The organism is Rheinheimera salexigens, from assembly GCF_001752395.1.
GTDB classification, from domain to species: domain Bacteria; phylum Pseudomonadota; class Gammaproteobacteria; order Enterobacterales; family Alteromonadaceae; genus Alishewanella; species Alishewanella salexigens.
Window position 1 is genome coordinate 1,864,375 of record NZ_MKEK01000001.1, and the last position, 11,962, is coordinate 1,876,336.

The following is an 11,962-nucleotide window of genomic DNA, read 5'->3' on the forward strand; positions in this document are numbered from 1 at the left end:
TCTTCGAGGTTTTTTATGGATGCTTTGACGTTACTGACCACCCGCTATTCTTTACCACGCTTAACTGAGCCCGCGCCAATGGGCGAAGCTTTAGATAATATTAAACGTGCTGCTTTACAAGCTCCTGATCATGGCAATTTGCGACCATGGCGTTTTATTATTGCTGAAGGCCGTGAGGCATTGCTTAAACTAGGCGATATATTTGTGGAAGCGGCTGTAGATGATAATCCTACTATGGCCACAGAGTTATTAGAGCGAGCACGTCAGCTGCCTTTAAGAGCACCTATGGTAATTGTGTGTATTGCTAAAGTGACTGAACATCCGAAAATTCCGGTGTTAGAACAGCACTATTCGGCAGCTTGTGCGGTAATGGCGATGCAACAGGCCGCTTTTGCTCAAGGATTTGGTGGTATTTGGCGCACCGGTACTTATTCTCAGCTCGATATGGTTAAACAAGCTTTAGCGCTGGGTGAAGATGATGAGATAGTCGGCTTTTTATATTTAGGCACACCTAGTGCTGAGCCGGCAAAACGTCACCCCGTTGAGATTGATGATCACTTTAGTTATTTATAAGAACTTGTTGGTAATAAATCTGCCGTCATAAAAAAAGCGCTGTGAGCAATTGCTGACAGCGCTTTTTTATATATTGAGATTTTAGTTAGGCTGTAAAAAACAGCCCATAATTAAAAATCGGCATGACCTGGTGAGCGTGGGAACGCAATCACGTCACGAATATTACTGACACCCGTAACGTAAGAGACTAAACGCTCGAAACCTAAGCCAAAGCCCGCATGTGGCACGGTACCATAGCGACGTAAATCACGATACCAGCCATAATCTTCTTTATCTAAGCCCATATCAGCTAAACGCTTATCAAACTCTTCTAAACGCTCTTCACGTTGACTACCACCGATAATTTCGCCAATACCAGGCGCAAGCACGTCCATAGCAGCAACGGTTTTACCATCTTCATTTAAACGCATATAAAAGGCTTTAATGTCTTTAGGGTAGTTTTGCATAATGATAGGCGCGCCAACGTGCTCTTCAGCTAAATAACGTTCGTGCTCAGATTGTAAATCTACACCCCATTCCACAGGGTAGGTAAATTTCTTGCCGCAATTTTTTAAGATTTCAATAGCGTCGGTGTAATCCATTCGTACAAAGCTAGAATCAACTAATTGCTGTAAACGCGTAATAGCGGTTTTATCAATGCGCTCGGCAAAGAATGCCATATCATCAGCGCGTTCGGTTAATACCGCTTTACAGACATATTTCAACATGTCTTCTGCTAATTGCGCAATGTCTTTTAACTCAGCAAAAGCCAGTTCAGGTTCAATCATCCAAAACTCAGCTAAATGGCGGCTAGTATTGGAGTTCTCGGCACGGAACGTTGGGCCAAAAGTATAAATTTTTGACATAGCACAGGCATAGGTTTCGCCATTAAGCTGGCCTGAAACGGTTAAAAACGTTTCTTTACCAAAGAAGTCCTGGTTGTAATCAACGACGCCTTTATCTGTACGCGGTAGGTTTTCCATGTCTAAGGTGCTAACACGGAACATTTCACCGGCACCTTCGGCATCAGAGCCAGTAATGATGGGCGTGCTGATCCAGTAATAACCTTGCTCATGAAAAAAGCGATGCACCGCTTGAGCCAAACAATGACGAACGCGAGTTACTGCACCCATAATATTAGTGCGTGGCCGTAAGTGGGCATACTCACGTAAATATTCCATGCTATGGCGCTTAGCGGCCATTGGATAAGTATCTGGATTTTCAACCCAACCGACAACTTCCACCGCACTGGCTTGCACTTCAAATGCTTGACCTTGGCCTTCTGACTCGACAATGATGCCAGTTGCTATTACAGAACAGCCAGTCGTTAGGTGTTTAATCTCTGCAGCATAATTAGGTAGTTCGGCGGGTATAACCGCTTGAATAGCATCAAAACAGCTACCATCATGAATGGCTAAAAAAGAAATGCCAGCTTTAGAATCGCGGCGTGTGCGGATCCAGCCTTTAACGGTGACTTGCTCACCTGCGGCATAGCGGCCTGCTAAAACATCTTTAATCACGGCGTGGGTCATGCAACAAACTCCAAAAGGTGTAAACTTAGCTAATAAAAGGAAAGCGGTAATGATACTAAGCCATGCGCTGAACACAAGTAAAACTTGAAAAAGGATAGCAAAATTGGAACTACACACATTAGCCAAAAAGCAATCAGATAGGCGGTCTGGACCAGATTTAGTTTGTCGGTTATTTACTTTATTGGCTATAGCCGGTTGGTTATTGTTTGTGGTGTGTTTAGTGATTACCCATTATGCTAGCCCAGAAATGGATTCTGGCTTAGTGCGTTATTGGCATATTGATATTCGTACTTACTGGCGGCCCACATTAACCGCTTGGTTAGAATGGCTACTGTGGGGCTGTGTGCTATTAAGCGGTATTAGTTTTGTGCTGCATTGGTTTCGTTTAAAACGGCGCAGCGATCATCTACATTTAAATATTGTATTACTGTTTGTCACCAGTGTTGGCTTTTTACTGTATATCGCTCGGCAATAGCTGCTCGTTGCTCAGTATTTAGTGCTCAGTAATAACCGTATACATAGCGGCGGTAAGTTGACTTAACTGCGCGGCGCTAATAATAAACGGCGGCATCACATAAATTAAGTTATTAAAAGGCCGGATCCAAACCCCTAATTCAACAAAGCGTTGCTGTAATTTGGCCACGTCTACTTTTTCTGCCATTTCTAGTACGCCAATAGCGCCTAATACTCTAACATCTTTTACGCCAGCAACGCCTTGACATGGCGCTAACTCACGTTTTAATTGCTGCTCTATCGCAGCTACTTGTTGTTGCCATTTACCCGTAGCAATAATGTCTAAACTGGCCGTCGCGACAGCACAGGCTAAAGGGTTGGCCATAAAAGTCGGGCCGTGCATTAAGCCTTTGGCATCACTTAAACTAATACCGTTAGCGACTTCATCACTGCATAAAGTGGCTGCCAACGTGATATAGCCACCGCTTAATGCTTTGCCCACACACATTATATCCGGTTGTATTTGCGCATGCTCACAGGCAAATAATTTTCCAGTTCGGCCAAAGCCAGTGGCAATTTCATCACAAATTAATAGCACGTCATATTTGTCACATAAGGCTCGGGCGGCTTTTAAGTACTCTGGATGATAAAAACGCATGCCGCCATAACCTTGCACAATGGGCTCTACAATTAATGCCGCTATTTGCGTGTGCTGCTCTTGCAGTAACTGCTGTAACGGCAACATAGCACTCGGGTCAAAGCGGTTAAAACATTCGGAGGCAATGTCCGATTCTGTTTTAAGTTCTGGCGCGGGTAAAAAGTAATGCTGGGCTAACACATCATTAAACATGCCGTGCATGCCATCCACTGGGTCACATACCGCCATCGCGGCAAAAGTATCACCATGATAGCCCTTACGCAGGCTGATTAACTTTTGCTTGCTAGACTTTGTGGCAATACCTTGCCAGTACTGCAGCGCCATTTTTATTGCCACTTCAACGGCAATTGAACCACTATCGGCTAAAAACACTTTGGTTAAATTATTTGGCACCATCGCCAATAACCGTTGGCATAAATTAATAGCACTGGGATGGGTTATGCCACCAAACATGACATGAGCCATTTTACTCAGTTGCTCGGTCACCGCTGCATTAAGCAACGGGTGATTATAGCCATGCACTGCTGACCACCATGATGCTGTGCCATCAATTAATTTTTGACCATTCTCTAGCTCTAACTCACAGCCATGTGCCGCGACAACAGGATAAACAGGCAGGGGATCTAGCATTGAAGTATAAGGATGCCAGATGTGGTCACGATCAAATTGTAAATTTATGCTCATTAAATAACCTGTAGTAAAGTTTTATGGCTGCAGCAGATTGACAACTTTGTGTCGGGCGCTAGACTAGCGAAAAACAATCATAACCTCAATCTTAATAGGGATTTTTATGTCAGCTGCCGTGCGCCATAATTGGACACTTGAGCAAGTAAATGCGCTTTATGCTTTGCCATTTAACGATTTACTTTTTCAAGCTCAAACTGTCCACCGTCAACATTTCACACCGAATGAAGTGCAAATAAGCACCTTGTTATCGATTAAAACCGGTGCTTGCGCAGAGGATTGCAAATATTGTCCGCAAAGTGGTCATTATAATACCGGTTTAGAGCGTGAGCGCTTAATCGAAGTAGAAAAAGTATTGCAGCAAGCCCATGCGGCTAAAGCGCAAGGGGCGACTCGGTTTTGTATGGGCGCAGCGTGGACTAATCCTAAACAGCGCGATATGCCATACATTATTGAAATGGTACGCGGTGTTAAAGAGTTAGGTTTAGAAACCTGTATGACCTTAGGCATGCTAACCAATGATCAAGCAGATACGTTGGCGGATGCTGGTTTAGATTTTTATAACCATAACTTAGATACCTCGCCAGAGTTTTACGGTGAGATTATTACTACGCGTACTTATCAAGATCGTTTAGATACCTTATCGCATGTGCGTAATGCCGGCATGAAAGTATGCTGCGGCGGTATTTTAGGCATGGGCGAAACCGCGAATGATCGCTCAGCTTTATTAATGCAATTGGCTAATTTGCCTGAGCACCCGCAAAGTGTGCCTATTAATATGCTAGTAAAAGTGGCTGGTACTCCGCTAGAAAATGTTGACGATTTAGATGCGTTTGAGTTTATTCGTACCATAGCGGTAGCCCGCATTATGTTACCGCTTAGCCATGTCCGTTTATCAGCCGGTCGCTCGCGGATGAATGAGCAAATGCAAGCACTATGCTTTTTTGCTGGTGCTAACTCGATATTTTATGGCGATAAGCTTCTGACCACAGATAATCCTGAGGCTGATGCTGATATGTTGTTATTTAAAAAATTGGGTATTAACCCTGAACGTCGGCACGATGTGTCAGACGAAGCGCATTCGTTAGCATTAGCCGATGCGATTACGCAGCAAAATACTACGCCGCTTTTTCATGAAGCGAGATAGTTCATGCCGCGAAATAACTCATGTTATTAAAAGCATTAAAAAGAATCGCTAATGAAACTTGAGCAATTACAGCAAGCATTAATGCAACGTGAAGCGCAGCAGCTTAAGCGCTCGCCTGTTGTATTGCAGCAATATAAAGGCCGGGTTATCCGAGTTGCTAATAAAGATTATATTAATTTTTCTGGCAACGATTACTTAGGCTTAGCTTGTGATCCACAGGTTTTACAAGCTTACGCCGACGGGGCGCTTCGTTATGGTGCCGGTAGTACTGGCTCGCCGCTGGTTACCGGCCAGCATGCTATTCATCAGCAGCTAAACGATACGTTATGCGAGTGGTTAGGTTTTGAGCGCAGCTTATTGTTTTCATCGGGCTTTGCAGCTAATCAAGCCATGCTAATGACGTTAAGCGATAAGCATGATGTTTTATTGTTAGATAAATTAAGCCACGCCTCGTTAATTGATGCCGCGCAACATAGCACCGCTAGCTTTAAACGCTTTGCTCATAATGATTTATCGGCATTAGCACAGCAGTTACAGCGCCATCAAGAGGCTAATGCCATGGTCGTCACGGAAGGGGTGTTTAGCATGGACGGCGATAGCCCTGATCTTGCTGCTACTGCCAAACTGTGCCAACAACATAACGCCTATTTATTACTGGATGATGCCCATGGCATTGGCATGTTAGGCGAGCAAGGTCGGGGCAGTGCCGCCGCGCAACAAGTTGCTTCGTCTGAGTTATTTTGCAGTATGGCTAATTTTGGTAAAGCTTTGGGGGTGGCTGGGGCATTTATTGGCGCCAGCAGCACCGTTATTGATTATTTAGAGCAATTTGCGCGGCATTATGTGTATAGCACGGGTTTATCACCCGCACTGTGCGCAGCCGTGTTAACCAGTATAAGGTTATGCCGTGAACAGCAATGGCGCCGAGATAAGTTACAGCAAAATATTCAGCTGTTTAGGCAGTTAGCCATCGCTGCCGATTTACCTATATTAACGTCTAACACTGCCATTCAAGCGGTAATCATCGGCAGTTCAGAGCAGGCATTACAACTTAGTGCCGCTTTAAAACAACCGCAGATTTGGCTCAGCGCCATTAGACCTCCAACAGTGCCGGTTGGTAGTGCAAGGTTACGCGTTACATTAAGTAGCCAGCATCAAACTGCTGATATTCATCAGCTTATTACATATTTAAGGCAGAATTATGACCTTATTGCCTGATCTCGCTATACAGCAACAACTTAGCCAGCAACTAGCCGCGCAATTGCATCAACAAGCGCCGATTACGGCGCAAATAGCTCAGCGTTTTGGTAAAGCCCGTGAAAGCTATGTTGGCGCGGCGCGTTTACAACAACAGGTGGCGTTAAACGCATTAACGTTATTACCCAGCACAAGCCAAGGCCATTTAGTAGATTTAGGCTGTGGTCCAGGTTGGCTGCATCCTAAGTTTACAGAATACTGTCAACAGTTAACCGCAATTGATCTTAGCCAAGATATGTTAGCTAAAGCCGCAGAGTTAGCTTTAGCTAAAGAGTATCTACAAGCAGATGCAGCACATTTACCGCTAGCGGATAACAGTGTTGATAAGGTGTTTTCTAGCTTAATGCTGCAATGGTGCCCTAAACCAAGCCAGGTGTTATCCGAAATGGAACGGGTTTTAGCCAACAACGGTCAGTTTGTGATTAGCACTTTAGTTCAAGGTTCGCTAGATGAACTACGCCATGCTTTTGCGACGTTGGATAATGAAAACCATGTTAATGAATTTCTACCGGCCGAACAGCTAATGAAGCTTTGTCAGCAAATACCCGGTATTAATTGGCAATTTGTGCAGCGCAGTTATCCATTATATTACCCCGACGTAATAAGCTTAGCCCGAGAGTTAAAAGCATTAGGGGCCAACCAAGTAGTGGGTAAAAAACGTTTAGGCTTAACTGGCAAACAGTATTGGCAGCAACTTGCGCAAGCTTATGAACAACATCGTACTGCCATCGGTTTAAAAGCCAGTTATCAGGTGTTATTTATCTATGGCAAAAAACTTGGGCCAACAAATGAGCCAGAACATGAGCTGTAAAACGGTATTTATTACTGCAACCGATACCGATGCCGGTAAAACCTATGTCAGTGTGATGTTGCTGCAAGGACTTAAGCAGTTAAATCAGCAAGTGATAGCGGTTAAGCCTATAGCCGCCGGCGGTCTTGAGGTAAGCGGTCATATGGCAAATGAGAATAGCGACGCCTTATTATTGCAACAACATTCTAGTAACGCGTTACCACACTCTTGGCATAACCCACTGTTTTTTCAGCAACCGGTAGCACCGCATTTAGCGGCAGCGCTAAGTCAGCAACCTATTAATGAAGCAGTGCTTAATCATAGCTTGCAACAGTGGCAACAACATCCTGCAGATGTTTGTGTCATAGAAGGCGCTGGTGGTTGGTTACTGCCACTAAATAATAAACGCTATTTGGCTGACTGGGTGGCCGAACATAAACTAGCGGTGATTGTGGTGATAGGCGTAAAATTAGGCTGCTTAAATCACGCTATGTTAACCCTGCGTGAAATAGAGCGCAGTGGCTGCAAGATTGTTGGTTGGGTGGCCAATTGCGTAGATCCGCACATGTTATTGTTAGAACAAAACATTCAAGACTTGCAACAGAGGATTAGCCAGCCATGTTTAGCGGTATTGCCTTTTCAGCCTTGCACTCAGCTAAGTACTAAGGACTCTGACCCCACACATCCAACACATAATAGCGCCTATGCTGAACAAGCCAAACAATTGGCTACAGCTGTTATGGCATTGCTTTAATCCAATTGCTTTACATCCTAAAGTGAAGCTAAGCATAAACTGACACTTGTCAGCCAAGTGTCTTATCCATCCCAGTCATATAAGCGTTTAGCTCAGCATACTTATATTTATACATATACTTAGAATTATGCTTTTAGCTAAGCTATTACTGTTCATCTTCATCGCAAAGATTATTCAAAACGGCGGCTAAATACGCTTAATTACAATTGATTTGTTAACTAAACGCCAAAACAAATTGAAAATACGCCGCGCGCCCTCATATTAACTACAGTCAATTTTAAAAAGGTCATCAACGTGAAAAGAATTGTTTTATTTTTAGCCACTAACTTGGCGGTAATCGCAGTGTTAAGCATCGTGCTTAACGTAGTGTTTAGTATGTTGGGTGTGGATCGCAGCAGTATTAGCGGTTTATTAGTGTTTGCTGCGGTGTTTGGTTTTGGTGGTTCGTTTATTTCGTTAGCTATTTCAAAATGGATGGCCAAGCGCTCAACCGGGGCAGTCGTAATAGAACAGCCGCGTAATGCCACTGAACAGTGGTTAATGGCAACGGTAGCTCGGCAAGCTAAAGCGGCTAATATTGGTATGCCAGAAGTGGCCGTATACGACTCACCTGAGATGAATGCGTTTGCCACTGGTATGAACCGCAATAATGCACTTGTTGCTGTCAGTACCGGCTTGTTGCGTAGTATGCGTCAAGAAGAAGTGGAAGCCGTATTAGCCCATGAAATATCTCACGTTGCAAATGGCGATATGGTGACGTTAACCTTAATTCAAGGTGTGGTGAATACGTTTGTTATCTTCTTTGCCCGCTTAGTTGCCGGTATGTTGAACAACAGCGGTAATAATAATAACCAAGGCGGTGGTTTTGCTTATTATGCCACTGTATTCGCGTTAGAAATGGTGTTTGGCGTGTTAGCGAGTATTATTGTGATGTGGTTTTCTCGTCAACGTGAATACCGTGCCGATGCCGGTGCCGCCAGAATTGAAGGCCCGCAGAAGATGATAGCTGCCTTAGAGCGTTTAAAAGGTAACTCTGAAAGTCATTTAGAAGGCAGTATGATGGCGTTTGGTATTGCTAGTGGCACTAAGAAGTCAGAGCTGTTTTTAAGTCATCCACCATTAGAAAAACGTATAGCTGCGTTACGTGGAGGTGCATTTTAATGTCGAATGAAGAGTCTAGTTTAACCAATGTTAAACTGTCAGTGCTTGAGTTGGCTCCGGTGCGTGATACCGGAGATACAGCCGAGGCCTTGCATAATGCTTTGGCGTTAGCTCAGCATGTTGAGGCGTTAGGCTACTCACGTTTTTGGGTAGCAGAGCACCACAACATGGACGGTATTGCTAGCTCTGCTGTTGCCGTGCTGTTGGGGTATTTAGCAGCGGGCACGAAAAGTATTCGTTTAGGCTCGGGTGGTATTATGTTGCCCAATCATGCTCCGTTAGTGATAGCAGAGCAGTTTGGTACCCTTGAAACCTTGTACCCAGGCCGAATTGAGCTTGGGTTGGGCCGGGCACCAGGCTCAGATCAGTATACCGCACATGCATTAAGACGCGCTCGCTCTGGAAGTGCAGAGGACTTTCCGCAAGATGTAGCTGAATTACAGCACTATTTGCGGCCGGCCAAACCAGGACAACGCGTAGTAGCTACCCCTGGCAATGGCACCAATGTACCGCTTTGGTTGCTGGGCTCTAGCTTATTTAGCGCCCAATTGGCGGCTGAGTTAGGCTTACCTTATGCCTTTGCCTCCCATTTTGCGCCGCGTTTTATGCAGCAAGCCATCACCTTATACCGAGATAACTTTAAGCCTTCAGCAGAACTTGCCAAGCCTTATGTCATGTTAGGCGTACCTTTGCTGGCAGCTGAGACTGACGAGCAGGCTGAATATTTAGCGACCACCGCTTATCAACGCATTTTAGCACTGGTGCGGGGCGACTCGTTAAAAATGAAACCACCGGTACACAGCATGCAAGGATTATGGCTACCGCATGAGCAGCAAGCGGTTGAAAACTTCTTTGCTATGGCTGTAGTGGGTGGCCCAGACAAAGTTAAAGCAGGCTTACAGCGAATTGTTAATGAGACACAGGCCGATGAATTAATATTCACCTGTGATTTGTATAACGCTAGCGATAGGTTGAAAAGTTTTGAACTGGCAATGCAAGCCAAGCAAAGCTAGACAAGCAGAAATGCAAAGAAAATAAGAAAAATGGCCACCGTTTAAGAGATTAAACGGTGGCCGTATTATTTTCAAATGTGAGAATTAAACTCTAGATTTAAACTTTACGCACAAATTCCGATTTTAGGCTCATTTGGCCAAAACCATCAATTTTACAATCAATATCATGATCAGCTTCCACTAAACGAATGTTTTTCACTTTAGTGCCAATTTTAACCACTGCTGACGAACCTTTAACTTTTAAGTCTTTAATCACTGTGACGGTATCACCATCTTGTAATTCATTACCTGCAGAATCACGAATAACTTTGGTATCACTTGAGGTGTCAGCAGCATCTGCAGACCATTCATGGCCACATTCTGGGCAAACTAATAAAACACCATCTTCATAAGTAAACACAGATGCGCATTTAGGGCAGGCCGGTAAAGTACTCATTACTATTTTCCTGATTAAAAATGTGAATATAAATAGCTATCTAAGCCAATAAAGTTGCCATTATACCCGATAGCGCTAGCTTATGCTGATTATTAGCGCTGAGTCTATTAGTACTTTGTCTATTAGTACTAGCCCATTAGTGCATTGAATAGTGGTTATACGTTTGTCTAGCTGTTAGTACCGGCATTTTTTGCTACATTAATGCCATATGTGCATTCATTATAGTTAATTACGCTATTTTTAGGAGTTTGTATGATCAAAGCACCAAATATTGCCGCTTTTAATCCGCCACGAAGGATTTTAATGGGGCCGGGCCCATCGGATGTGCATCCACAAGTGTTAGCGGCGCAAGCAAAACCAACTATTGGCCATTTAGATCCGTTGTTTATTACCATGATGGATGAGTTAAAGCAGCTATTACAGTATGCGTTTCAAACCCGTAATGAAATGACGTTAGCCGTATCGGCACCCGGCAGTGCGGGCATGGAAACTTGTTTTGTTAATTTACTGCAGCCTGGTGATAGCGTTATTGTCTGTCGTAATGGTGTGTTTGGCGAGCGCATGCGCCAAAACGTGGTGCGCTGTGGTGCAACAGCTATTACCGTTGATAACGCTTGGGGCGAACCTGTATCTCCCGCAGCTGTAGAGCAAGCGTTAAAAGATCACCCTGAAGTGAAGTTTGTGGCATTTGTTCATGCTGAAACCTCAACTGGCGCTTTGTCGGATGCGAAAACATTATGCGCCTTAGCTAAAAAATATAATTGTTTATCCATTGTTGATGCGGTGACCTCTTTAGGCGGCTCTGAGCTACGTGTTGATGACTGGGGTATTGATGCCATTTATGCGGGGAGTCAAAAATGTTTATCTTGCGTGCCGGGCTTATCACCCGTGTCTTTTTCACCGGCCGCAGTTGAAGTTATTAAAGCGCGAACTGTTCCGGTACAAAGCTGGTTTTTAGATCAAAGCTTAGTCATGGCTTATTGGAGCGGCGGTGCTAAGCGCAGTTATCATCATACGGCGCCAGTCAATGCCTTATATGCACTGCATGAGTCGCTACGTTTATTAGCGGCAGAAGGCTTAGAGCAAGCATGGCAACGCCATAACGATATGCATCAGTTACTTAAAACAGGTCTTGAACCATTAGGTTTAAATTTTGTGGTTGCCCAAGAGTCACGTTTACCGCAATTAAATGCCGTGTTCATCCCAGAGGGTGTTGATGACGCTGCCGTGCGTAAACAACTGCTTGAAGACTATAATTTAGAAATTGGCGCAGGCTTAGGAGACTTAGCCGGCAAAGCATGGCGCATAGGTCTTATGGGTTATGCCGCTAAGCGCGAAAATGTCGCCTTATGCTTACAAGCACTACAAAATGTATTAGTTAAATCTGCCTAAAATGACCTAACACAGGTTAAGCCCAGGCTTTACCCTTGCAATCTATTGCTAAGAGGGGGGCTTAACCTGCTGTTTACCAACTTGCCTCAGCTACTTATCGCTTTTAATTGGTGCCCCTTGCTGCTTCTGCTAA

Annotated in this window: 12 protein-coding genes; 9 read left to right on the plus strand and 3 right to left on the minus strand. The window is 44.3% G+C overall.

Translation table 11 applies throughout. From position 1 onward, the window contains the following. The first annotated feature begins 15 nt into the window (after window positions 1–15). Window positions 16–573 (plus strand): NAD(P)H nitroreductase, encoded by a 558-nt coding sequence (locus BI198_RS08540; RefSeq protein ID WP_070049172.1) that lies wholly within the window; start codon window positions 16–18, stop codon window positions 571–573. A 110-nt stretch (window positions 574–683) separates the two neighbouring features. Here BI198_RS08540 and asnS read toward each other — a convergent pair whose 3' ends face one another. Next, window positions 684–2,084, minus strand: a complete 1,401-nt coding sequence (gene asnS, locus BI198_RS08545) for an asparagine--tRNA ligase (protein WP_070049173.1) — start codon at window positions 2,082–2,084, stop codon at window positions 684–686. Window positions 2,085–2,187: 103 nt separating this feature from the next. Between asnS and BI198_RS08550 the strand changes: the two genes are divergently transcribed. Further along, entirely contained in the window at window positions 2,188–2,559 is a 372-nt protein-coding gene (locus BI198_RS08550) for a hypothetical protein (protein WP_070049174.1), read from the plus strand. Between the two features lie 18 nt (window positions 2,560–2,577). Here BI198_RS08550 and bioA read toward each other — a convergent pair whose 3' ends face one another. After that, window positions 2,578–3,879, minus strand: coding sequence for an adenosylmethionine--8-amino-7-oxononanoate transaminase (gene bioA / locus BI198_RS08555; RefSeq protein ID WP_070049175.1), 1,302 nt, complete (start codon window positions 3,877–3,879; stop codon window positions 2,578–2,580). Window positions 3,880–3,985: 106 nt separating this feature from the next. On the opposite strand from bioA, the gene bioB reads away from it, so the two are divergent. The 6 genes from bioB to BI198_RS08585 all read left to right on the plus strand — a co-directional run bounded on the left by bioB (window position 3,986) and on the right by BI198_RS08585 (window position 10,001). Continuing rightward, window positions 3,986–5,026, plus strand: a complete 1,041-nt coding sequence (bioB, locus tag BI198_RS08560) for a biotin synthase BioB (RefSeq protein WP_070049176.1) — start codon at window positions 3,986–3,988, stop codon at window positions 5,024–5,026. Between the two features lie 51 nt (window positions 5,027–5,077). After that, complete coding sequence (locus BI198_RS08565; RefSeq protein WP_070049177.1) at window positions 5,078–6,244, plus strand: aminotransferase class I/II-fold pyridoxal phosphate-dependent enzyme; 1,167 nt, start codon at window positions 5,078–5,080, stop codon at window positions 6,242–6,244. Then, window positions 6,228–7,094: a malonyl-ACP O-methyltransferase BioC gene (gene bioC / locus BI198_RS08570; protein WP_083256587.1), complete on the plus strand. Its 867-nt coding sequence runs from the start codon at window positions 6,228–6,230 to the stop codon at window positions 7,092–7,094. The genes BI198_RS08565 and bioC overlap by 17 nt, the downstream gene beginning before the upstream one ends. Continuing rightward, window positions 7,048–7,827, plus strand: a complete 780-nt coding sequence (gene bioD, locus BI198_RS08575) for a dethiobiotin synthase (RefSeq protein ID WP_235605290.1) — start codon at window positions 7,048–7,050, stop codon at window positions 7,825–7,827. The genes bioC and bioD overlap by 47 nt, the downstream gene beginning before the upstream one ends. Window positions 7,828–8,121: 294 nt before the next feature. Beyond that, the gene (gene htpX, locus BI198_RS08580; RefSeq protein ID WP_070049179.1) at window positions 8,122–8,988 is read left to right on the plus strand and encodes a protease HtpX; all 867 of its coding nucleotides are present in this window, start codon (window positions 8,122–8,124) and stop codon (window positions 8,986–8,988) included. Beyond that, complete coding sequence (locus BI198_RS08585; RefSeq protein WP_070049180.1) at window positions 8,988–10,001, plus strand: LLM class flavin-dependent oxidoreductase; 1,014 nt, start codon at window positions 8,988–8,990, stop codon at window positions 9,999–10,001. Before htpX ends, BI198_RS08585 begins: the two co-directional genes overlap by 1 nt. A gap of 97 nt (window positions 10,002–10,098) precedes the next feature. Here BI198_RS08585 and BI198_RS08590 read toward each other — a convergent pair whose 3' ends face one another. Then, entirely contained in the window at window positions 10,099–10,437 is a 339-nt protein-coding gene (locus BI198_RS08590) for a zinc ribbon domain-containing protein YjdM (RefSeq protein WP_070049181.1), read from the minus strand. Window positions 10,438–10,740: 303 nt separating this feature from the next. On the opposite strand from BI198_RS08590, the gene BI198_RS08595 reads away from it, so the two are divergent. After that, entirely contained in the window at window positions 10,741–11,829 is a 1,089-nt protein-coding gene (locus tag BI198_RS08595; RefSeq protein ID WP_201243616.1) for a pyridoxal-phosphate-dependent aminotransferase family protein, read from the plus strand. Window positions 11,830–11,962 lie beyond the last annotated feature (133 nt).

What these genes read in the sequence shown, in the direction of transcription:
- BI198_RS08540 (WP_070049172.1), top strand. Translation starts at nt 16, where the DNA reads ATGGATGCTTTGACGTTACTGACCACCCGCTATTCTTTACCACGCTTA.
- asnS (WP_070049173.1), bottom strand. Translation starts at nt 2,084, where the DNA reads ATGACCCACGCCGTGATTAAAGATGTTTTAGCAGGCCGCTATGCCGCA.
- bioA (WP_070049175.1), bottom strand. Translation starts at nt 3,879, where the DNA reads ATGAGCATAAATTTACAATTTGATCGTGACCACATCTGGCATCCTTAT.
- bioB (WP_070049176.1), top strand. Translation starts at nt 3,986, where the DNA reads ATGTCAGCTGCCGTGCGCCATAATTGGACACTTGAGCAAGTAAATGCG.
- BI198_RS08565 (WP_070049177.1), top strand. Translation starts at nt 5,078, where the DNA reads ATGAAACTTGAGCAATTACAGCAAGCATTAATGCAACGTGAAGCGCAG.
- bioC (WP_083256587.1), top strand. Translation starts at nt 6,228, where the DNA reads ATGACCTTATTGCCTGATCTCGCTATACAGCAACAACTTAGCCAGCAA.
- bioD (WP_235605290.1), top strand. Translation starts at nt 7,048, where the DNA reads ATGGCAAAAAACTTGGGCCAACAAATGAGCCAGAACATGAGCTGTAAA.
- BI198_RS08585 (WP_070049180.1), top strand. Translation starts at nt 8,988, where the DNA reads ATGTCGAATGAAGAGTCTAGTTTAACCAATGTTAAACTGTCAGTGCTT.
- BI198_RS08590 (WP_070049181.1), bottom strand. Translation starts at nt 10,437, where the DNA reads ATGAGTACTTTACCGGCCTGCCCTAAATGCGCATCTGTGTTTACTTAT.
- BI198_RS08595 (WP_201243616.1), top strand. Translation starts at nt 10,741, where the DNA reads ATGGGGCCGGGCCCATCGGATGTGCATCCACAAGTGTTAGCGGCGCAA.